Source organism: Mycetocola sp. Y444 (assembly GCF_059445295.1).
Map to the genome: position 1 here is coordinate 190,302 of NZ_JCAIUB010000003.1, position 21,837 is coordinate 212,138.

Annotated in this window: 20 protein-coding genes and 1 pseudogene; 10 read left to right on the forward strand and 11 right to left on the reverse strand. The window is 63.8% G+C overall.

Going from position 1 to position 21,837, the window contains the following annotated elements; translation table 11 throughout:
* Window positions 1–206 precede the first annotated feature (206 nt).
* Entirely contained in the window at window positions 207–1,637 is a 1,431-nt protein-coding gene (gene dnaA, locus AC1C2M_RS12390) for a chromosomal replication initiator protein DnaA (RefSeq protein WP_495433218.1), read from the reverse strand.
* Between the two features lie 329 nt (window positions 1,638–1,966).
* Here dnaA and rpmH point away from each other — a divergent pair, with 329 nt between their 5' ends.
* The 8 genes and pseudogenes from rpmH to AC1C2M_RS12430 all read left to right on the forward strand — a co-directional run bounded on the left by rpmH (window position 1,967) and on the right by AC1C2M_RS12430 (window position 9,210).
* Window positions 1,967–2,104 carry a 50S ribosomal protein L34 gene (gene rpmH, locus AC1C2M_RS12395; RefSeq protein ID WP_010204566.1) on the forward strand — a complete coding sequence of 46 codons (138 nt, stop codon included), beginning with the start codon at window positions 1,967–1,969 and terminating at the stop codon, window positions 2,102–2,104.
* Between the two features lie 27 nt (window positions 2,105–2,131).
* Window positions 2,132–2,473: a ribonuclease P protein component gene (rnpA, locus tag AC1C2M_RS12400; RefSeq protein WP_495436763.1), complete on the forward strand. Its 342-nt coding sequence runs from the start codon at window positions 2,132–2,134 to the stop codon at window positions 2,471–2,473.
* On the forward strand, window positions 2,470–2,811 hold the full coding sequence (gene yidD, locus AC1C2M_RS12405; protein WP_495436765.1) for a membrane protein insertion efficiency factor YidD: 342 nt from the start codon (window positions 2,470–2,472) through the stop codon (window positions 2,809–2,811). The genes rnpA and yidD overlap by 4 nt, the downstream gene beginning before the upstream one ends.
* Before the next feature lie 6 nt (window positions 2,812–2,817).
* Window positions 2,818–3,774 (forward strand): annotated as a pseudogene (gene yidC / locus AC1C2M_RS12410) (membrane protein insertase YidC); the annotation flags it as partial.
* Between the two features lie 187 nt (window positions 3,775–3,961).
* Window positions 3,962–4,480, forward strand: a complete 519-nt coding sequence (locus AC1C2M_RS12415; RefSeq protein ID WP_483406526.1) for a Jag family protein — start codon at window positions 3,962–3,964, stop codon at window positions 4,478–4,480.
* A 127-nt stretch (window positions 4,481–4,607) separates the two neighbouring features.
* Window positions 4,608–5,243 (forward strand): 16S rRNA (guanine(527)-N(7))-methyltransferase RsmG, encoded by a 636-nt coding sequence (gene rsmG / locus AC1C2M_RS12420; protein ID WP_495436768.1) that lies wholly within the window; start codon window positions 4,608–4,610, stop codon window positions 5,241–5,243.
* Between the two features lie 2,084 nt (window positions 5,244–7,327).
* On the forward strand, window positions 7,328–8,248 hold the full coding sequence (locus AC1C2M_RS12425) for a ParA family protein (RefSeq protein WP_495437554.1): 921 nt from the start codon (window positions 7,328–7,330) through the stop codon (window positions 8,246–8,248).
* Window positions 8,248–9,210, forward strand: coding sequence for a ParB/RepB/Spo0J family partition protein (locus AC1C2M_RS12430; protein WP_495436770.1), 963 nt, complete (start codon window positions 8,248–8,250; stop codon window positions 9,208–9,210). The genes AC1C2M_RS12425 and AC1C2M_RS12430 overlap by 1 nt, the downstream gene beginning before the upstream one ends.
* An 18-nt stretch (window positions 9,211–9,228) precedes the next feature.
* Here AC1C2M_RS12430 and AC1C2M_RS12435 read toward each other — a convergent pair whose 3' ends face one another.
* The 8 genes from AC1C2M_RS12435 to AC1C2M_RS12470 form a co-directional block, all read right to left on the reverse strand.
* Window positions 9,229–10,182 carry a D-alanine--D-alanine ligase family protein gene (locus AC1C2M_RS12435; RefSeq protein WP_495436772.1) on the reverse strand — a complete coding sequence of 318 codons (954 nt, stop codon included), beginning with the start codon at window positions 10,180–10,182 and terminating at the stop codon, window positions 9,229–9,231.
* 50 nt (window positions 10,183–10,232) lie between these two features.
* Window positions 10,233–11,555: an aminotransferase-like domain-containing protein gene (locus tag AC1C2M_RS12440; RefSeq protein ID WP_495436774.1), complete on the reverse strand. Its 1,323-nt coding sequence runs from the start codon at window positions 11,553–11,555 to the stop codon at window positions 10,233–10,235.
* 140 nt (window positions 11,556–11,695) lie between these two features.
* Window positions 11,696–12,019, reverse strand: a complete 324-nt coding sequence (trxA, locus tag AC1C2M_RS12445; RefSeq protein WP_108392818.1) for a thioredoxin — start codon at window positions 12,017–12,019, stop codon at window positions 11,696–11,698.
* 26 nt (window positions 12,020–12,045) lie between these two features.
* Window positions 12,046–13,020, reverse strand: a complete 975-nt coding sequence (gene trxB / locus AC1C2M_RS12450) for a thioredoxin-disulfide reductase (protein WP_495436777.1) — start codon at window positions 13,018–13,020, stop codon at window positions 12,046–12,048.
* Between the two features lie 193 nt (window positions 13,021–13,213).
* Window positions 13,214–14,842, reverse strand: coding sequence for a murein biosynthesis integral membrane protein MurJ (gene murJ, locus AC1C2M_RS12455; protein WP_495436779.1), 1,629 nt, complete (start codon window positions 14,840–14,842; stop codon window positions 13,214–13,216).
* Window positions 14,835–16,982 carry a DUF6049 family protein gene (locus tag AC1C2M_RS12460; RefSeq protein WP_495436780.1) on the reverse strand — a complete coding sequence of 716 codons (2,148 nt, stop codon included), beginning with the start codon at window positions 16,980–16,982 and terminating at the stop codon, window positions 14,835–14,837. The genes murJ and AC1C2M_RS12460 overlap by 8 nt, the downstream gene beginning before the upstream one ends.
* Before the next feature lie 73 nt (window positions 16,983–17,055).
* Entirely contained in the window at window positions 17,056–17,346 is a 291-nt protein-coding gene (locus AC1C2M_RS12465; protein ID WP_495436782.1) for a GIY-YIG nuclease family protein, read from the reverse strand.
* A gap of 122 nt (window positions 17,347–17,468) precedes the next feature.
* Complete coding sequence (locus tag AC1C2M_RS12470) at window positions 17,469–17,822, reverse strand: hypothetical protein (protein WP_483406518.1); 354 nt, start codon at window positions 17,820–17,822, stop codon at window positions 17,469–17,471.
* Between the two features lie 137 nt (window positions 17,823–17,959).
* Between AC1C2M_RS12470 and AC1C2M_RS12475 the strand changes: the two genes are divergently transcribed.
* Both AC1C2M_RS12475 and AC1C2M_RS12480 read left to right on the forward strand, forming a co-directional pair.
* The gene (locus AC1C2M_RS12475) at window positions 17,960–18,340 is read left to right on the forward strand and encodes a TraR/DksA family transcriptional regulator (protein ID WP_483406517.1); all 381 of its coding nucleotides are present in this window, start codon (window positions 17,960–17,962) and stop codon (window positions 18,338–18,340) included.
* Between the two features lie 52 nt (window positions 18,341–18,392).
* Window positions 18,393–18,935, forward strand: a complete 543-nt coding sequence (locus AC1C2M_RS12480; protein ID WP_495436784.1) for an 8-oxo-dGTP diphosphatase — start codon at window positions 18,393–18,395, stop codon at window positions 18,933–18,935.
* On the opposite strand, the gene AC1C2M_RS12485 is transcribed toward AC1C2M_RS12480, so the two are convergent.
* Window positions 18,913–21,060 carry a RecQ family ATP-dependent DNA helicase gene (locus AC1C2M_RS12485; RefSeq protein WP_495436786.1) on the reverse strand — a complete coding sequence of 716 codons (2,148 nt, stop codon included), beginning with the start codon at window positions 21,058–21,060 and terminating at the stop codon, window positions 18,913–18,915. The two genes, AC1C2M_RS12480 and AC1C2M_RS12485, sit on opposite strands and share 23 nt — an antisense overlap.
* Before the next feature lie 371 nt (window positions 21,061–21,431).
* Window positions 21,432–21,824, reverse strand: coding sequence for a YccF domain-containing protein (locus AC1C2M_RS12490; protein WP_483406514.1), 393 nt, complete (start codon window positions 21,822–21,824; stop codon window positions 21,432–21,434).
* Window positions 21,825–21,837 lie beyond the last annotated feature (13 nt).

A 21,837-nucleotide genomic window follows, 5' to 3' on the forward strand; every position in this document is an offset into this window, starting at 1 on the left:
GAACCACACGGTTGTTACTTGTTGGCGCGTTGTGGAGTTGAGCAGGACAGAGATCCTTGCCGTTACTGGCATGTAGGCCGGTTGTGCACATTAAGAGCGGGTTCACTCACAGGCTCAGGCGAGTTATTCGAATTTCTTCCACAGGGTTATCCACACTGTGTAAGACTGCGACATCCTGTGGACTTTAACCGCGCCTGAGCACCGCTTTAACGGTTGAAGCGGTGGCCCTGCTTGATGCGACTGGTCAGTTCTGTGACCTGGTTGTAAATCGAGCGACGTTCCTGCATGAGGTCGGAAATCTTCTTATTCGCGTACATCACAGTGGTGTGATCGCGGTTTCCGAAGAGCTGGCCGATCTTGGGAAGCGAGAGATTCGTCAGTTCGCGGCACAGGTACATCGCGATTTGCCTCGACGTGGCGATCGCCTGTGACCGGCTGGAGCCATAGAGGTCGTCGACGCTCAGCTTGAAGTAGGCGGCCACGATGTTGATGATGTCCACCGGCGAAATGACGTTGTCGTCGTCGAGGGTGATCAGGTCCTTGAGAACCGTCTGCACGAGGTTCATGTCGACGGGTGTCCGGTTCAGGCTCGCGAATGCCGTCACCCGAATCAGGGTTCCTTCGAGTTCACGGATGTTGGATGAGACCTTGGACGCGATGAATTCGAGTACCTCGTCAGGAATCTGAAGCTTTTCGCTCTGCGCCTTCTTTCGGAGGATGGCGATGCGCGTCTCGAGGTCCGGAACCTGGACGTCGGTGATGAGGCCCCACTCGAAGCGCGACCGCATGCGGTCTTCGAACCCCGTGAGCGCCTTCGGAGGAAGGTCGCTCGTGATGGCGACCTGTTTGTTGTGGTCGTGCAGGGTGTTGAAGGTGTGGAAGAACGCTTCCTGCGTTTCGGCCTTGCCCTGGAGAAACTGGATGTCATCGATCAGCAGGATGTCGATGTCGCGATATCTCGACTGAAAGACGGAGCCCCTGTTGTTCGCGATCGAGTTGATGAAGTCGTTGGTGAATTCCTCGCTCGATACATAGCGAACGCGGATCCCCGGATACAGGCTCATCGCGTAGTGACCGATGGCGTGGAGGAGGTGGGTTTTACCGAGTCCTGAGTCGCCATAAATAAAGAGCGGGTTGTACGCCTTGGCGGGAGCTTCAGCGACAGCGACGGCCGCGGCGTGGGAGAACCTGTTGGATTGACCGATCACGAAGTTGTCGAAGGAGTACTTCGAGTTCAGCCGGGTGTCGTTCTGTCGCGCAGGAAGTGCTGTGTCGTGCATGGCCGGAGCTGTCGGACTCGGCAGGTAATTAGGTTGTTGCTGCTGCACGGGCGCCTGGGGAAGAGGTTCGTACTCTTCGTCGATGATCTCCGGATTCACGACCACCGCGAATGTTGATGCGCCGTGAGTTTCCTGCAGAGTGCCGATGGCGTTGAGGAGCGGTGCCCGCATCCGCATGTTGAGCTGGCCTGCGGTGAACTCGTTGGGAACCTCAAGATAGAAGGTCCCCGCCATGATGCCCTTGGGAACCACCAGGTTGAGGAACCCGTGGAGTGGGGGCGTGATTCGCTCGTCTGTAGCAAGTACATCGAGCACGGTCTGCCACGTTTGCGTGATGGACTCTTGCTCGTTTGACATGATTCCCTTACGAAGTTATTCACAGAGTTATCCACCGGACGTGCCAAAACGCGCGGATCTGTGGGGAACCGCATCGGTTGGGCTGGGGATAACTATTCCCTCACGGTAACGAATCAGCGTGAAAGGCCCAAATTTACAGCACAAAATGGCCCGCGTGTCAGAGAGTCCCGCCTGTGGAAACTGTGGATAATTGTTCTTTTGCGCTTCGCCGGTTTGACCACAGGAGTCGCAGGACGTAGGTTTAATCAGTTGACTTCTGCCCTCGGGCACCCAATTCTCCCTGCGTGCGATCAGCTGCAGCGGAAATTCCAAACGTGGAGTGAGAAATTATGAGCAAGAGAACTTTCCAGCCGAACAACCGTCGTCGCGCCAAGGTGCACGGTTTCCGTCTGCGCATGCGTACCCGTGCCGGCCGCGCCATTCTCGGCGCCCGTCGCCGCAAGGGCCGTACCGAGCTCTCCGCCTAGTCCAACCGCTTCTCCCCTGTTGTCATCGTGCTCGCCCAAGCGCAACGCATAACGAGCGCGGATGACTACAAACGGGTAGTCCGCAGGGGTCGACGGGCTGTGAGCGCGAACTGCGTCACGTACCAACTGATGAACCCGAACGGCGGTACTCCGCGGTTCGGGTTCATTGTTGCAAAAACTGTAGGAAACGCGGTGGTTCGCAATCGCACTCGTCGCAGGTTGAAGGCTATTGCTCACGACCTTGCACCGGAGCTGCCGGAGGGCGCTGAGTTTGTCTTCCGCGCGCTCCCGCCGGCTGCGACCAGCGACTTTTCCGGTTTGAAAGCGGAGATCCAGCACAGTACGGCGAAGCTGGTGGCGCGATCATGACCGGTGTGGTTGTCGACGAGTCCAACGTTTCGGGCCTGGCCCACGGCATCCTGTTGCTGCCGCGTAATGCTGCTGTCGCTGCGTTGATCGCTTACCGCACAGTCATTTCACCGCTTTATGGGGAAGTCTGCAGGTACTATCCCTCTTGTTCGGCCTACGCGATGCATGCCATACAGCAGCACGGTGTGACGGTCGGTTCCGGGCTTGCCGCTCTGCGGATCGCCCGGTGCCATCCCTGGGCCGCAGGTGGCGTCGATGATGCACCACTGAAAAAGAACTTCCGATACTCCGTGACCCCGCGTGGTTTCGTTGTAACAGCCAGCCACCGAAAGGGCTAACCCCGCATGGATCTCCTGTCGATCATCCTCTGGCCGCTGAAGTGGGTAGTGGAACTCATCCTCGTGGGCTGGCACTCGCTGTTCGCCTTCCTGGGGATGGCGCCGGAAGACGGCCTCACGTGGGTCCTCTCGATTGTCGGCCTGACGGTTGTTGTTCGTGCGGCGTTGATCCCGCTGTTCGTCAAGCAGATCAAGAACCAGCGACGGATGATGGAAGTCGCCCCCAAGCTGAAGAAGATCCAGGACAAGTACAAGGGAAAGAAAGACCAGTTCAGTCGCGAGGCTATGAGCCGCGAGACGATGGAGCTGTACAAGAAGACCGGTACGAACCCGCTCGGGTCATGTCTCCCGCTGCTCGTTCAGATGCCCATCTTCTTTGCGCTGTTCTCGGTACTGAACGACTCACAGACCGGTAAATCCGGTGTCGGGCCCCTGAACGAGGCGCTGTCTGAGGAGTTCGGCTCCTCGTCGCTGTTCGACTTCGCGCCGCTGCACATGAGCTTCTCCTCGGCAATGAACGCTCCTGGTGGCCCGGAGGTCGGCGTGATGATTGTCGCGGCGATCATGGTCGTCCTGATGACGGCATCCCAGTTCATCACCCAGCTGCAGATCGTGTCGAAGAACATCTCGGAAGAGACCAAGGCGAGTCCGATGTTCAAGCAGCAGCGGATCCTGCTGTACATCCTGCCGTTCGTCTTCCTGTTCTCCGGCTTCGCGTTCCCGCTCGGTGTCATGTTCTACTGGCTGGTCTCAAACTTCTGGACCATGGTGCAGCAGTTCATCATCATCAGGCAGATGCCGATGCCAGGCACCGAAGCCGCCAAGGAGCGCGAAGAGCGCCTCGCGCGCAAGGGAAAGCTGAAGCCGGCCGAGTCCGGTGATGGTGACACCCTGGTCATCGAAGAGAAGCGACCGGCGCAGCGTCAGCAGCCCATGGGCAAGAACCGGGCGAAGAAGGTTGCGGCCAAGCCAGGCGCCGCCGGAGCGAAGCCGGCTAATCCCGCGAAGTCCGGCAATCCTGCCAAGGCAGCAGGGGCAACCCCCCAGGCCCAGGTGCCACCGAAAGCGCAGGCTTCGCCGGCCAAATCAGCGGGTTCCGTGGACCCGGCATCCGGAAATCAGTCCCCCAAGAACAACGGAAAGTAGTCCGATGAGCGACGTTATTCACGACCCGGCAGAGCTCGAGGTTGCACGGAACGACTCCCCAACGGCATCGCAGCTCGAGGAAGAGGGCGACGTTGCGGCTGATTACATCGAGGAATTTCTCGACATCGCTGACCTCGACGGCGACATCGACATCGACGTTCGCAATGGACGGGCGTATGTCGCAGTGACCGCGAGCGAAGGCAGCAACATCCGTTCGCTGTCGAAGCCTGACGTGGTCAGCGCCCTGCAGGAGCTGACCCGCCTCGCCGTACAGAGCAAGACCGGACAGTTCTCCCGCCTCATCCTCGACATCGGTGGCTCTCGCGATGCGCGTCAGGCGGAACTTACCGTTCTGGTCGACAGTGCCATTGCCCAGATCGAGGCCGGTGCAAGTTCCGCGGCTCTTCCCCCGATGTCGAGCTATGAGCGCAAACTCGTGCACGATGTGGTCTCCGAGCGGGGCTTCACGTCCAACTCCCACGGTGAAGGTCGCGACCGGCACACGGTGATCACCCGCGCCTGAGATTGAGTCCATGTCGGGCCTGCGGCACCACACGGGGTCGGCTGGTCGTCGATGAGCGGACCGTCGCGCGGCACGATACGCGCCGGCCGTGGCTGCCGGCCCTCGAGAAAACAAAGAAATAGAGCACATGTCTGAACCACAGCTCGAGCAGGAACCCGCATTTGCCGTCGATGTACTCGGCGCTCGACTCGAGGTAGCCCGCCAGTTCACGCAGAACCTCGCGGAGCACGGCGAAGCGCTCGGGTTGATTGGGCCGCTGGAGCTTCCCCGGCTGTGGTCACGTCACATCCTGAACAGCGCTCTCGTCGCTCCGCTCTTGCGGCCCGGCCTGGTCGGCGATGTGGGGTCCGGGGCCGGTCTGCCGGGGATCGTACTTGGTATCGCCCGACCGGATGTGCAGTTTGTTCTCATCGAGCCAATGGAGCGCCGCGTTGCTTGGCTAAATGATCAAGTAGACCGGCTCGGACTGAGCAATGTGTCTGTTCTCCGTGCACGGGCTGAAGAGGTCAAGCTCGAGACGCCGTTGGACCAGGTGACGGCCAGGGCTGTCAGCGCATTCCGCAAACTGCTTCCACTGACCGCTCCCCTGCTGCGGGACGGCGGTGAACTGGTCCTGATGAAAGGCGCGAACGCCGAGGCGGAGATTGCAGCCGCACAGAAGGAAATGCGCAAGTACAAGGTGTCCAATGCCCGGGTTGAGGTCCTTGGTGAAGGACTGACCGACGATGTCACGCGTGTGATCCTCGGAACCGTTCGCGGTTAGGCCCCACATGGCCGGTCTCTCGGTGAGACCGAGCCGGAGAGCAACGTTGTGCGTGTTCTGAACTTGCCCAGTTCAGCTCTCTCAGAGCGATCCTAAGCCATGTCCGCGGCGTGCGGACGCGGCATATTTGCCGTTTATCGGCCGGTTCCTCCTGAAACCAGACCCCGTTTCACGTGAAACATTGCTTGCGCAGAGGTCGGGCGGATGATGCGAACTCGGTCTCGGTCTCGGTCTCGGTATCTGGATGGCAGCGGCTTGTAATGCGCGCCGTCGACCTGAGGTTTCGCCGCACGTGCCCCGCAGCTGTGCGTGGGCGTTTCCCGGAACAGAGTGCGCGGGCAGAACCGCAAAACCACGGGCGCTGGCGGTCAATGCAATGCCAGTCACATACGCATGCGCAAGACTTGCGCGATCGACATGCACGCTTCCCGTCTTCCCGTCTTGTCGCCCTGCCTCTTTGTCGCCCCCAAGGTGGCCGCGCCGACACCGACGCCGCCCGTCGTGGTTTCACGTGAAACACCACGGTTGCGGTCGGCGTACTGGTGTGCCTTCTCGTTTGTCTAAGGGATCTGGTGCACCGTGGCGGCGAACACCTGGATTGCCCTGGAGGGCATCCTCCCGATACATCGCTCCCCCGGGCCGGAGGCCGGCCCGGGACTGCTGATGCTGACCGTCGCAGTTGCCGAACGTGGGGGTCTTGCAACGGGTGCAGGATCCGTCCTCCGTGTTTCAGGGTTTCACGTGAAACGTCGCGTCCCCCTGCGACCTGGCTGGCCGGTAGCCATGACGGGATCCGGCGCGCACCTTCGGTGTTGCCGGACGTTCCGGCAGCGTCCACCGCGCAGATCTCGTGTCGCCTCGTTGCCTCGTCGCCTCCTCGGCTCGTGGCGTAGCCGCGAGTCCAGTGTCGGTCCTGGTGGTCGAACGCGACAGTTTCACGTGAAACATCGGCGGTTGGCCCCGCGACCTTGCGCCGGCGGGGTCGTGGCAATCACTCCTGCGCCGAGTCAGTGTGAAGCTTCCTCCTCGCCGCACCCGCGCGTTGGTCATCGCTCCACGCCGTCATCGGCCACCAATGAATGACCACACAGCTCATGTCGGACCGGCACGACGCGATTCGTCCCAGATCGGTAACCCAGTGGGCGTATCCCCGTGCTCCTTGTCACAGTCGATTTGGGTCAGAACGCTCGCGAAACAGGGTGTTTCAGCGCTGTGGGAGGCATCCTAAGCGCGTTTCACCGATCACCGGTGGGCCGTTTTTCGCCACTTTTCACCTCTTTTGCTGAGAAAAGTTGGGCCTACTCTTACCCGAGGTAAGTAAAGCCACACACCCTTGCCCGGTTTGGGCCCGGCCATTCCGGCGCGCCATGTTCAGCTCTGAACGCGACTCCGGACGGACGAGCGGCAGCTTCCGACTGCGGTGCCCTCCGACTGCGGCACCCTCCGACTGCGGCACCCGGTCGACAGGTCGCGGCTGGTTTCACGTGAAACATCCGGAGCCTTGCGGGGTTCAGTTGAAGAGGTGCATGCCGGGCGGGAGCCTGTATCAGTGATCGCAGTGGAGGCAACGGTGCGCCGGCAACGGTAACGCCGGCGTGCTGCGCGGGTGGACGATTACCCGGCTCGCAGCGCCGCTACTCGACGCATCACCCACTCGTGTGGGCAGGTCGTGCTGGGTATTCACATCCAGCCTGCGCGGTCCTATCCAGCGGCAGTGTTTCACGTGAAACAGTGCCGCTGTGGACGGCGTCGTTGCACCCGATCTGGCGCGCTTGTGGGTGCACGGGCGCAAGAGACTCGACCCCGTTGTGTCGGGCGATCCTGCAGCTGCGTCTCTCAGACCGGCGCAGGGGTTTCACGTGAAACATCCGCCGCTGACCCGCGAATCTTCCGGCCTGTGCGCGTCCATCAGGAGTGGATTTGCCGCCCGAAAGCGCGACAGGCGCACGCACAAACCTGCCGGATCGACATGGTCAGGTACGGTGGAAATTACGACAGGACGGAGCACGTTTCACGTGAAACATCCCCACACAGAAGGAGAGTCGGTGACGCAATCGCCCACCGCAGATGACTCATCGCCGCTCATGAGAGAGATCCTCGATCTTACTCACCGACGCAGGAATCTGGCAGAAATAACCGTCCCAAAGCCCGAAAAGACGCGGATCTTTACGGTTTCGAACCAAAAAGGGGGCGTGGGTAAAACCACGACGACCGTGAACATCGCGGCATCCCTGGCAAAGCTCGGAGCTCGGGTTCTGGTCATCGACCTCGACCCGCAGGGCAACGCCTCGACTGCCCTCGGCGTCGACCACCATGCTGAAATCCCGAGCATCTACGACGTGCTCATTGACGACTTTCCCCTGGCGGATGTCGTGCAGCAGAGTCCGGAGTTCGACACCCTTTTCTGTGCACCGTCGACGATCCACCTCGCCGGCGCGGAGATTGAGCTGGTGTCGCAGGTGGCCCGCGAGCACAGGCTCCGCACGGCGCTCGAGCAGTTCGTGCGGGAGTCCGAGGAGACGTATCACTACGTCTTCATTGACTGCCCACCCTCGCTGGGCCTGCTGACCATCAACGCATTCGTCGCTGCACGCGAGGTGCTCATCCCCATTCAGGCCGAGTACTACGCCCTGGAGGGTCTCAGTCAACTGCTGAACAGCATCCGGATGATTCAAAAGCACCTGAATCCCCCACTCACGGTCAGCACCATCCTGTTGACGATGTTTGACACCCGCACCAACCTGGCACATCAGGTCGCCGACGATGTGCGCGCTCACTTCCCCGCTGAGGTACTCAAGACCATCATTCCGCGGGCGGTCCGTATCTCTGAAGCCCCCAGCTTCGGCCAGAGCGTGATCAGCCACGATCCCAGCGGCGTCGGCGCGATCTCATACCTCGAGGCGGCCACCGAAATTGCGACGCGGGAGGCCGAGCGCGAGCGCGCGGCCCGTGAGACCGCGGACGAGAACACAATCGAACTGCTTACTGAAGGAGCACCACGCTAATGGCCGTGAAAAGAACTGGCCTCGGCCGCGGGATCGGATCCCTCATTCCCACGACGACACAGGAGATGACCGACAACGGTCGCCCGGTCGACGTCTTTTTCCCGCAGACCAACCCGGCACGGACCACAGAAGACCCGGATCTCGTTGCGGTGCCCGGTGCCCGGCTCGTTAATCTGGACCCGGCGGACATCATCCCCAACGCCGCACAGCCGCGCATCAATTTTGATGCAGACGACCTCGCCGAACTGGTGCACAGCATCCGCGAGGTGGGTGTCCTCCAGCCGATCGTGGTGCGGCCGCACCAGTCGAAGCGGGGCAAGTTCGAACTCATCATGGGCGAGCGTCGCCTCAGGGCCACAAAGGAAGTCGGCCTCGCCACCATTCCTGCTGTGGTCAAGGACACCGCCAACGAGGACATGCTGCGCGATGCGTTGCTGGAGAACCTGCACCGATCCAACCTCAACCCGCTGGAAGAGGCATCCGCCTACCAGCAGCTGCTGGCGGACTTCGGCATCACCCAGGACGAGCTCGCAACGCGAATTGGCCGGTCACGGCCACAAATCACTAATACGATCCGCTTGCTCAAGCTCCCAGAATCGATCCAGTCCCGCGTCGCTGCAGGAGTTCTGAGTGCGGGTCACGCCCGCGCGATCCTCTCGCTGGTCGAGCCGGAGCTGATGCTTCGGCTGGCGGAGAAGATCATCAACGAGGACCTGTCGGTACGCGCGGCGGAGGCTGCTGCGGCGCAGATTCAGGGACAGGCTCCAAAAAAGCCGAAACCGGCTGGCGGAACTCGCCACGCTCACCTCGAAGAGGTCGCTGATCGACTGGGTGACCGGTTGAACACCCGGGTCAAGGTTAACCTCGGAGCGAGAAAAGGCCAGGTCACGATCGAATTCGCGACGATTGGCGACCTCAACCGCATCCTCGCTGAGATCGGTGAACCCAGCTACGGAGCGTAACCGGGTCGCTGCCGGGGGTTACTCCCCGGCAGCCGCCATGGCCAGGGCGCTGTAGATCGACGCAAGCGTCAGGCCGGCCGCCTCGATGGCCTGGGGCACCAGTGAGGTCTCGGTGAGACCCGGCAGCATGTTGGCTTCAAGGAACCACACAACGCCGCTCTCATCGACGATGAGGTCGATGCGCGAGATGTGGCGAAGCCCGAGAAGCTCGTGAACCGCAACGGCCGTCTCGCCTGCGCGCCTGGCGACGTCATCCGATACGCGTGCCGGGGCATAGAAAGTCGTCTCCCCCGCGTTGTAGCGCGCCTCGAAGCTGTAGACGCCGGAGCGCGGCTGAATCTCGACGGCGGGAAGCGCGACAGGACCGTGACCCGAGTCGATCACGGCGATCGCGAGTTCGGTACCCTCGATCTTCTTCTCGATCAGGGCGACATCCGAGTAGGTGTAGGCGTCGACCATCGCGCGTGGCAGGTCACCGGCATCCGTCACGATCGTCACACCCTGCGCCGAACCGCCCTGAGCGGGCTTCACGACGGCTGCGGGGCCGATACCATGCACGATCTCCGCGAGTACGCCGTTGGCGCCCAGCTCGCGGAATGTCTCGGTCGGCAGCGTCAGCCACTCCGGCGTGGCGATGCCGGCACGTGAAACCAGGACCTTCGCGGTTGGCTTGAACCAGGCGAGGCCGGCGCCCTCAGCGTGCGAACCGACATAACGGATGCCGCGGGCACGGAGCAGCGCCTGGAGCGCGCCATCCTCGCCACTGGCGCCGTGGAGGGCAGGCCAGACGACGTCCGGGGCCTGCTCCGTGAGTGCCGGCAGCAGGGAGGCATCCGGATCGCGAACCGTCACCGTGTGACCTGCGGCCTGCAGTTCCTCGGCGACGCGCCGCCCTGACCGAAGGGACACGTCTCGCTCGTGTGAGATCCCACCCGAGAGCACGACGATGTTAAGCTTCTTGAAATCAGTCATGATCAGGCCTTTTCTGTGGGTCCGGGTGTGCGGGTCATCGCAGCGGATGCTCAGGACATGTTGGGTGGTGGGGCCGCGAATGTGCCTCGCGACTTCCCTCCGGTCAATCGACCGGTACCGGCAAAGGTGTCGAGCAGATCGATTTCGCCGTTGATGACCGTTGCGAGGCGCCGGATCCCAACTCGAATGCTCTCCGGCGTCGGGTAACAGAACGAGAGCCGGATGTTCTGGCGCCCGTCACCATCGGCGTAGAAGGCGGTACCCGGTGTGTACGCAACGAGTTCCTTTACGGCCCTCGGCAGCATCGCCTTGGAGTCCAGCTGCTCAGGCAGTGTCAGCCAGACGTAGAACCCACCAGTGGGGTTCGTCCAGGTGAGGTCGGGCAGGTACTCCCCCAGAGCGGAGAGCATGGTCTCCTTCCGCTCCTGGTAGACGCCACGGAAGGTGTTGATCTGGCCCTTCCAGTCGGCCTGATCGAGATACTGGGAGATCACCAGCTGGCTGAACGACGACGGGCACAGGATCGCAGCCTCATTGGCGAGGATGAGCTTCTCGCGGATGGCGTGCGGTGCGAGTGCCCACCCGACCCGGAAGCCGGGCGCGAGCGTCTTCGAGAAAGTGCCGAGGTAGACAACGCCGTCCGACTCGAGCGAACGGAGGGCGGCAGGAGGCTTCTGGTCGAAGTACAAGAGCCCGTACGGGTTGTCTTCGAGCACGAGGATGTCGTTTTCGCGCGCAATCTCGAGGATCTCGGTGCGGCGGGCCTCGGAGAGCGTGACGCCGGCCGGGTTGTGGAACGTAGGGATCGTGTAAAGGAACTTGATCTTCTTGCCCGCGGCCTTGATGCTGGCGATGTGCTCGCGGAGCGCCTCGGGGATGAGACCGTTCTCATCCATGGGGACGTGGTCGACCTCGGCCTGGTAGCTCTTGAAGATCACCATCGCGGTGACGTAGCTCGGCCCTTCGGCGATAACGACGTCGCCCGGATCGATGAAGAGCTTGCTGAACAGCTCGAGCGCGTGCTGGCTGCCGGTCGTGATCACGACGTCGGAGGCGCTTCCCTGGATCCCCTCGAGCGCCATCACCTCGAGTGTCTGCTCACGCAGCTTCTCGACGCCCTGCCCTGAACCGTACTGGAGCGCTGTTGGACCTTGTTCCCGCATGACGCGGTTCATGGCATCCGTCACCAGGTCCTCGGGCAGAGCGGAGACGAACGGCATCCCACCGGCCAGAGAGACGACCTCTGGGCGGCTTGCGACGGCGAACAGGGCGCGGACCTCACTGGCGGCCAACCCGGCCGTACGGGCGGCGTATGAGCCGTACCACGGGTCGAGGTTGTTTCCGGATGAGTGGCGAGAGCCGAGTTCTGACACTGTCTGTTCCGTTCCTGGTCTTTCATCGATGTTAGCCGTCCCGTGGGGATGCCAATTGACCACCGGTGGCTTGTACTCGGAGTTAACGACATCGACCCGCCCGGCATGAGCCGGACGGGTCGGTTGTGGAGTCGGACTGGCTAGGCCAGGAAGGCGGACAGATCGTTCTCGAGAGCTGCCTTCGGCTTGGCGCCGATGATGGTCTGAGCGACCTCGCCACCCTTGAAGACCTTCATCGCGGGGATGGAGGTGATCTGGTACTGCATGGCGAGCTGCGGGTTCTCGTCGACGTTGACCTTGACGATGTCGATCTTGTCGCTGTGCTCGGACGCGATCTGGTCGAGGATCGGCGAGACCATGCGGCAGGGGCCGCACCACTCAGCCCAGAAGTCGACGAGGATCGGCTTGTCGCTCTTCAGAACTTCGGCGTCGAAAGTGGCTTCAGATACTGCACGTGCTGACATTGTTGCTCCTTGTGGATAGGTAGAAATTAAACGGATGCCGCGACAGCGGATGCGATCTCGGGGTTGTGGTGCGCTTCCTGCTCGAGACTCGCGAGGTAGTGCTCGGCGTCAAGCGCGGCAACGGTTCCGGATGCGGCCGCGGTGATGGCCTGCCGGTAGTTCGGGTCGATGACATCGCCGGCGGCGAAAACGCCGGGGAGGTTGGTCCTGGACGAGCGGCCGTCGACGGCGATGGTGCCGTCGCTGGTGAGTTCGAGCTGGCCGTGGAACAGGTGGGTGCGCGGGTCGTTGCCGATCGCGATGAACAGGCCGCCGAGCTCGAGGTGGCTCTCGGTGCCATCGACAGTGTTGCGGAGAGTCACGCCGTTGACGGCGTTCTCACCGGAGATGCCCACGACTTCGGAGTTCCAGACGAACTCGATCTTGTCGTTGGCGAAGGCGCGGTCCTGCATGATCTTCGACGCGCGGAGGGTGTCCTTGCGGTGGATGACGTAGACCTTCGAGGCGAAGCGAGTGAGGAACGTGGCCTCTTCCATCGCTGAGTCGCCGCCGCCGACGACGGCGATCGTCTTCTCCTTGAAGAAGAACCCATCGCAGGTGGCGCACCAGGAGATACCGCGGCCTGACAGGCGCTCTTCGTCGGCGAGGCCGAGCTTGCGGTAGGCGCTTCCCGTCGCGACGATGACGCTCGACGCCTCGAAGTCGCCGGAGTAACCGGTCTTGACGGTTTTGACTTCTCCACCGAGGGACACCTCGGTCACGTCATCGAGAATGATCTCGGTCCCGAAGCGTTCTGCCTGCTCCTGGAACTTGCTCATGAGCTCTGGGCCCTGGATTCCCTCGGGGAATCCCGGGTAGTTCTCGACCTCTGTCGTGTTCATCAACTCACCGCCGGCCTCAACGCTCGACGCGAGAAGCAGTGGGTTCAGGTTCGCGCGGGACGCGTAAATTGCCGCTGTGTAGCCGGCAGGCCCTGACCCGATGATGATGACATTGCGCACGGTATTGCTCCTCAAAAGTTCGCTCGACCAGTCCAACACATCTTAGTTGGGCGCTATTCCAGAGGCCCTGTGGTGGCTGTGAGGGGACTGTGAGCCGGGGGTTCAGCGCCCGGTGCCGAGCGCATCAGTTGCGGTCGAGAGCATCAGGCGGAACGGGTGTTCTCGACCGGAAGTGGTGTTCTCGGCGTGAAGCCTAGCGGCGACGCAGGCGGCGCTTGACCGGCGCGATGGCTTCCCGGAGTTCCTCGGAACGCATCAGCGCGAGTGCGCCGACGTACAGGGCGAGCATGACGACACCGATGAGTGCCATGGTGAGCACCGCGTTGAGGGGTGAGGCAAGCGCCCAGCCGCTGGTGTACCCGCCAAGCACGAAGATCAGGACGACCCCAGCGAGCACGGACGGGATGGCCGCGACCGTGTAGACGGTGAGGCTCCGGATGATGCGGGCCATGTCGAGTCCGTGAATCCGCTTCGCGAGCAGGATGCCGGCGGTGATCATCTGCACGACGATCGATACCGACATCGAGACAGCGAGGCCGATACCGATGAACTCGCGCGGCAGCTGCGCGCAGGCCAGCGCGAGAGCGATGTACACGGCCGTCTGAACCAGCGTGAAGAAGAAGGGTGTGCGGGTGTCGCCGAGGGCGTAGAAGGTCCGCTGGAAGACGAAGAGCACGGCGAACGGGACAAGGCTGACGAGGTAGCCCATCAGCACGAAGCCCATCGCGGCGGTGTCGGCGAACTGGTCGGTGAACAGGCTTGCGAAGGGGAACGCCACGACGAGGAGAACGGCCGTCGCCAGAACGATCAGCAGGGTGATCTGCCGAACCGCAGCCGAGACATCCGTTTTCAGATTCTCGATCCGGTTCTCACGCACGTGCTCGGCCAGGCGCGTGAAGTAGGCGGTGGCGACCGACAGGGTGATCACCGAGTGCGGCAGCATGAAGATCAGCCAGGCGTTCTGCAGCGTCGCCGGCCCTGCCCCGTATCCGGAGGCGATGAGGGCGACGTTGGTCTGGATGAGGCCGCCGAGGGTGGTGAGTCCGAGCATCGCGAATGACCAGCCGGCGAGCTTGCCGGTCGCGCCGAGCCCCACTCCCCGCCAGGCGAAGTCGGGTCGGTAGCTGAGTCCGATCCGCTTCCAGAAGAAGAACAGGACGATCGCCTGCGCTGCAACACCGATGGTCGCTGTGCCGGCGAGGACAGCGATCATGCTCGGTGTCCAGTCGGTGACGAGTCGGTCACCGTTGGGGTCCGCCCCGAAGGCGATTATGAAGACGACGAGGCCAGCCATCGCCACGATGTTGTTGATCACGGGTGACCAGGTGAACGGGCCGAATACCTTGTGCGCGTTGAGGATCTCGCCGAGCACCGAGTACAGGCCGTAGAAGAAGATCTGCGGCAGGCACCAGTAGGCGAACGCGATCGCGAGAGCGCGCGTCTCCTCGTCCAGCCTCACCGAGTAGATGCTCACGAGTGCCGGCGCGAGCAGGACGGCCGCAACCGTCGCGCCGAGCAGCACGACGAAGGTGATCGTCAGCAGCTTGTTCATGTACGCCTTGCCGCCGTCGGCGTGCACGATGGAGCGCACGATCGACGGAACGAGCACCGCGCTCAGAACACCGCCGGCGATGATGACGTAGAGGGTGTTTGGCAACTGGTTGGCGACGCCGAACGCGTCGGCGCTGCGTGAGCCGACGAGGCCGATGGTGGATGCCAGGAGCATCGCCTTCACGAAACCGAGCAAACGGGACACGAGGGTCCCGGATGCCAGGAACAAGCTTGCCCGGCCGATGCTGCCTTCGTCTGTTGATTTAGTCATTGCCGCTTTCAGTGGACATGTTCTGGGCCTTTGCCGGGCGGCGTTTACGGATCGTGCGGATGAGTCCGCCGAGGAACAGCGCGAGGATGAGGCCGCCGATCACGGCAGCCCCGATTCCTTCCCAGTCAGCGCGGACGCTGACCGGGACCTGGACGCTGCCACCGATGACGGCGTTCTGCGGCGAGTAGAGCTGCACCCGAACCAGGACATCTCCGTTGCCGAGCCGCGCCTGAACGGGTACGAGAACCGTTTCGCGGGAGTTCGCTGGAATGGTCTGGGTCACCGCCGCGTCGACACTGAGCTTGAGGCTCGAGGTGGACGCCTGGAGCACGACGGTAACGGGCTGGTCGAAGTCATTGCGCACGGAGAACGGCAGCGAGGTCTGGTTGCTCACCATGTTGATCTGGGTGGTGGCCGTGATCGACACTGAGTCGAGGATGGCGGTGGTCTGGTCGTCGTGTTCCTGGACGGCAGCGTCCCAGTCAGCGGCGTTGTCACGCCACGAGACGGCGAGCAGGGCCAGAATTTCGGCTCGCTCCTCGCCCGTGAGGATGGTGGGGTCGTCGAGGACGGTGGCGAAGGACGCTATCTCCGCCTCACGGGCGCTGAATCGCGCCACGGTAGCTGTTCGCCCGGAGTCCTCCGGTTCGTCGACGATCGTCACCGTTTCAGGCTTGGCGGAAGCCGCGGTGCTGAGTGACGTGCTCGACACCAGCGGCAGGGTAGCCAGCGCCGACAGTGCCTCACTCAACCGGGCTGACGACGGCGGCCACCCGCGGTCAAGGGCGAGCACCAGTGTGCGCTCCGGTGCAGAGCGCTCGGCGCCGACGACCATGAGCTGGGCGGCGAGGTCCGCGAGGGCGTTCTGCTGGTCGTCGTTGCTGATTGCCGTGACCGCGTCCTGGAGCGCCTCTGACGCCGCGGCATCCGACACGATGAGCGCAGCGTCACCGACCCTCGACGCCCCTCCAGGCGTGTATGAGGCAGTCGTTGCGACATTGCCGGAGGAGACGATCGTTGACGTTGCGCCGGATGCCGCGAAAATCGGCAGGTCGGTGGACACCACTGTGTCGTCGGCGGGCCAGACGACACCGGTTGTTGTGTACGACCACTCGGTGAGTTCGGCGAGGGTCGGGAGCGGTGTCTCATCGGGACCCGGATCTGCCGGCGGTGCTTCCGTCTCGCCGGGGACCGGCTCGCTGTCCGGAACGTCGTCGGCCGACGGGGCGGCGAAGTTATCGGGATCGAGGCCGAAAAGCAGCGACGTCGGACTCAGGAGGTTCGGGATACCGGCCTGTGCCTGCACGGCGGGGTCCGCATCCGCAAACTGGAGCGGGAAGGTTTCGTTTGTGGCGCGTGACAGGGTGTCGAGCCAGGCGACCGCCGATGCCGGCGCTGCGTCACCGAGTGCGCGGATCGACGCGATGATCATCGGGTCGATTCCGAGCGCCACAGGGCGGTCGATGACCCCGTCGAGCTGTTTGGTGAGTACACCGGTGGGGGAGGTATAGAAAGCGAGGGCATCGGCCGTCAGCAGGCCGGTCGTTCCCGGCGGAGCTGTAATCGGCATCAGGACGGTGACTCCGAGTGGCGACGCCGCAGGATCAGGGCTGTAGACGACCGTGTCCCGCGCCTCTACGACAGTCTCTGCGCTCGTGTAGACGGCGTCGATGGGGTACACACCGCCGGTAGCCAGCGCGAGCGACTCGGCGGTGACCTGGATGGGGGTGAGGGTGTGGCTGGTGCCAGGTCCAAGGGCGGGTATCGGGACCTGGGCGACCGTGTGTTCGGTGCCAGAGGCTGTGGACAGGTCCAGCCACTCGGTGAGCTCGGCGCGGGAGTCGATGGCGCGCGTGTTTGACTGCAGGACCAGAGTGCCGTCCGCGACGGAGACTGCCGTTGTGTTCTCAACGGTCACGGTGACAGCCATCGTTCCGCCAGCGCCGAGGAAGCTGGCGGACTGGCGGATCGATACGGAGACATCCTCAACACGCGGAGCGGCAGCTGGAGCGCTGACCGCCGTGGTGGCGGCTGCCGGCTCACTGGCGATGGCGGGTGAGGTCGCGCCGCCGAGGGACAACAAACCGACCACGGAGGCAAGAAGCACACGCATGGTCAACGGCGGTCGTTTCTGTGTCATAGGCGTTCGCCGGCGCGGAGGATCCACGTTCCAGCATCGATCGATTCTAGAGGTGGACGCTGGGGGGATGCTTTCAGCGCGCGGGAGACGGCGGACCCTGCCCCAAATGCGCGGGTCGCTCGCCCTCGCCGTCCGCCTCGATCAGCGCATGCTTTTGCCAGTGCTTCCAGCCGTGAATCTGCCGCTCACGGTAGTAGGCCTCGTCGATCCGGTCGTGCCACTCGACATAAACGAGCGCCGGCGATGTCGCTGCACCGTCGTCACCCGATCCGATGCCGTGCTGCCGCAAGCGGTGCGAGAGGTTCCAGGTGCTCCCGGTGAGGAAGGCACCATCGGCGCGACGAAGGATGTACACGTACGGCATCGACCAAGAGTGTGGCCGACGGGGAGCGAGCAGACCGGATTACCGGGTGCTGTCGGGCGCCTCCGACTTCTCCCTGCCTGTGGAGGAGCAGACGGCGATGGGCGACACTGCCGCTCGGACGATTACTCGCTGACGGAGTCCAGCAGGGTCCAGACGGTGCGCGTGAGGTCGGGATGCTCGAGCGCGATGCTTCGCAATAGTTCATATTCCAGTTGAGCTATATTCTTGCGGTGGACAGCGGCATCCGCCAGATCGCTTCGTGCAGCGTGCTTCGCCATCGCATATTGCGCGGTCATCCCGCTCGCGTCCAGTGCGTCGGCCCGCAGCTCGAAGACAACGAGTTCGTCGACCGTTGGAAGGTCGTGGATAAAGTCGTACGGGTCTTCACCGGCACGGCAGCGGTGCTCGATGAGAACGTCGAGTTCATACCGGGCATAGCGGCGCAACTCGTCGAGGTCCATCCTGGCCATGGTCATCGCGCCTCCTTCGCTCGTTCGACGTTGGGTGTTTTGTGAGCCCGGTTTAAAGGGTACGCGAGGATTCTCAGGTGCCAAATAATGGATGCCGCGTGCCGGTCCCGGTGGAATCCACCACGGCCGTGCGACGATGGGGCATGGACCAGAAACCGCTCGCGAGCAGCACACTGCGGCACTTCCGCGAGACCCTCGAGGCTGAACGCGCAGAACTCCTCGCCCAGCAGGAGCACGTGGCGGCATCCCTCACCGAAGTACGCGATGCGCGTGACGGCGAACAGGACGACGAACACGACCCTGAGGGGCCAACTCTTACCGCCGAGTGGTCGCGCCTGACCGGGTTGCAGGACGACGCGGTGCGCCAGCTCAAGGACCTCGATCGTGCGCTCGCCCGAGTCGATGACCGCAGCTACGGAATTTGCACCCGCTGCGGCAAGCCGATCGGTCGGGCCAGGCTGGATGCCCGCCCGGTCGCTGAGCTGTGCATCGAGTGCGCGCGGCTCGCTGAAACCGGTCGATAGGGTTACCTGCCGTGAGTTGGCCGTCGACGCACCCGGCACGTAACCTCGCCGTATGACCGAGAACCCCGCTGACTTGCCCGAAGTCTGCGTCTGTTACATCCTCGATGAAACCGACGAAGACGGTTACCGGGTCCTGCTCGGCGAAAAGAAGAAGGGCCTTGGCCTTGGCAAGCTCGTTGGCCCCGGCGGCAAGCTCGAGCCGGGCGAGACGCCCGCGCAGGCGGCGGTCCGGGAGGTCTTCGAGGAGTCGGGCCTTCGGGTTCAGGAAAACGATCTCGTGTTGCTCGGTCGCATCAGGTACGAGTTTCCGACGCGTGAGGCGTGGAGCCAGATCTCGTGGGTCTTCGCCACGCGATCGTGGCAGGGCGACATTGTCGAGTCCGACGAGTTGCTTCTCGGTTGGCATCCGGTCGACGCGATCCCGTTCGATCGGATGTGGGATGACGCCAGGTACTGGCTGCCGGGAGTGCTCGCATCACCTGAGACCGGCGACGTCATCGAGCGGCGGTTCGTGTTCGGGGCCGATCTGTCGACGGTGATCGAGTCGGACGGTCCGCTCCCGGCGGGTGCGGCTACGCCTGGATCGCGAGCGTAAACGGAAGAACGGCGGATGCTCCCGCCTGCCGCAGCACGCGGCCAGCGACGGTGATCGTCCACCGGCTGTCGGTGAGGTCGTCGACCAGCAGCACAGGGCGACCAGCGTAACCGTTCAGAGTGGTTACCAGTTCCGGCCCAACGCTGAAACGGTCCCACACGCTCGACAACCGGTAGGCGCTGTTGCCCCCGGGTTCGCCCGATGGTCCCCCGTTTGCAAGCTCGAGCGCGCCGAGGTACGGCAGCCGGCCGACATCGGAGAGGGCGCGCGCCACCGAGTCCACCAGGAGAGGGCGTCGGCGGGACGGCATGCTGATGACTGCCGCCGGGCGTTCGTCCCAGTCCCACTGGCTCAGCACCCGAATGCAGGCGTCGACCATGGCACGGCTCGCCGGTGCATCGGTGCCGCCAGCGGCAAAGAGGTCGCGGAGGGTGCCGCCCCAACCCAGGTCGGTGAGCCGCGCGAGGGCGCGGCCTGGCTCTACCCGGTCCGCCGGGGCGATCTTGCCCTTCACAGGCACGCCGAGCTGATCGGCGCCCGTTGGCCACTGGGCCCGCGGTTCGATGACGACCCCGACGCGGTTGAGGGACTGCGAGGCCTGCCCTGATGCGTCCTCCCGGATATCGGTCGGGTACCAGGCGGCCTCTCCCGCTGCCGCTGCACAGTTGTCGCAGCGACCGCACGGCACAGCTGTATCGTCATCGAGTGCGCGCTGGAGGAACTCCATCCGGCACCCGGTGGTGCGCTCGTACTCGATCATCGAGTTCTGTTCGGCCACGCGCGCCGCGGCGATGCGGGCGTATCGCTCGGCGTCGTAGACCCAGGGCTGACCGGTTGCGACCCAGCCGCCGGTGACCCGCCGCACGGCGCCATCGACGTCGAGCACCTTGAGCAGAAGCTCGAGCGGGCTGCGCTTGAGGTTGACCCGAGCTTCGAGGGCCGGGGTCGACAGCGGAGCACCGTTGAACGCGAGCTCGTCGATGACCGCCGTGGCCTTCGCCTCGTCGGGCATCGACGAAGTGGCGAAGTATTGCCAGATCGCTTCGTCTTCGGTGCCGGGCAGCAGCAGGACGTCTGCGCTGGCCCGTTTGCCGTCGATCATTGCGGCGCGACCGGCGCGACCGACCTGCTGGTAGTACGCGACAGGCGACGACGGAGCGCCGAGGTGGATCACAAACCCCAGGTCGGGCTTGTCGAACCCCATGCCCAGGGCGCTCGTCGCGACGAGCGCCTTGACCTGGTTGTTCTTGAGCGCTTGTTCCAGGCCTTCGCGGTCGCCGGCATCCGTTCGCCCGGTGTATGCCTGTACCTCGTGGCCAGCCTCACGGAGGAGGCGCGCGGTGTCGTCGGCTGCAGACACGGTGAGTGCGTAGATGATGCCTGAGCCCGGCAGATCACCGAGGTGGGTGAGCAGCCAGGCGAGCCGCGTGCCGGCGTCGGGCAGGCGGAGCACGCCGAGTCGCAGAGATGCCCTGGCGAGCGGGCCGCGGATCGTCACGACCTCGGTGTGGCCGGCTGATTCGAGTTGCTCGGCGACGTCGGTGACGACGCGGGAGTTGGCGGTCGCGGTTGTGGCGAGCACGGGGACGCCCGTCGGCATCTCGGCGATGAGGTCGCGCAGGCGACGGTAGTCGGGGCGGAAGTCGTGGCCCCAGTCGGAGATGCAGTGGGCCTCATCGACGACGAGGAGGCCGGTGCGCTTGACGAGGCTCGGCAGTTGCTCTTCGCGGAATCGCGGGTTGTTGAGGCGCTCGGGCGAGACGAGCAGCACGTCGACCTCGTCGCGTTCGAGCTTGCCGAGGACATCGCCCCACTCGTGCGGGTTGGCCGAGTTAATGGCGACGGCACGGACACCGGCGCGCGCTGCCGCTTCGACCTGGTCGCGCATGAGGGCGAGCAGCGGGGACACGAGGAGGGTCGGGCCGGCGCCCTGACGGCGGAGCAGAAGGGTTGCGACGAAATACACAGCCGACTTGCCCCAGCCCGTGCGCTGCACCACGAGGGCACGACGGCGCTCATCGACGAGAGTGGCGATGGCCTCGTACTGGCCCTCGTGGAAGTCGGCGTCGGGTGAACCGACCAACGTTCGCAGGATTTCGAGGGCGTCGGTACGGGTATTCGTCATGACCCCAGCTTCGCAGGTGCGGCTGACAGCCCTGTGCGTGCCCGGGGTTGTGCGTGAGAGCGCGCGCCTGCGCGCACTGGCGCCGGGCGCTGCACATCCATGTCCAGGCTGCAGAAGCTTCTGCAGCGCGAGCATGCAACTGCAGCGCTCGAGTGGTGAGACGGGTTCTGACTCGCGCCGCCGCCCGGGTTGGGACGCGCCGCCCAGCGCGCGCCGCCCGCGAGGGGGCGAGCCGGCCCGCCACCGCGCATCCGCTCGGCTCACACTGGCGCGCCGAGCGCTGCACATCCATGTCCAGGCTGCAGAAGCTTCTGCAGCGCGAGCATGCAACTGCAGCGCTCGAGTGGGCGGAAGGGAGAGACCGGGTCCGATCAGCGCCGCGGCATCCGCTCCGACGAGTCGACGATCTGCTTGCCGAGCGGGAGAAGCGCGACGGGCACCATCTTGAAGTTGGCCCAGCCGAACGGGATCCCGATGATGGTGACGCACAACAGAACACCGCTGACGATGTGTTCGAGCGCGATCCACCAGCCGGCGAGCAGCACCCAGACCACGTTGCCGATCGTCGAGCCGACGCCGGCCGTTGGTTTGTCGACCACTTCCTTGCCGAACGGCCAGAGTGCGTAGAGGCCGATCCGGGCAGCGGCGATCCCCCAGGGGATGGTGACGATGAAAATGCACATGATTGCCGCGGCGAGCATATAGCCGAGGAACAGCCAGAAACCCGACAGCACCACCCAGATGATGTTCAGAAGTGTCTTCATAGTGCGCTCAGTC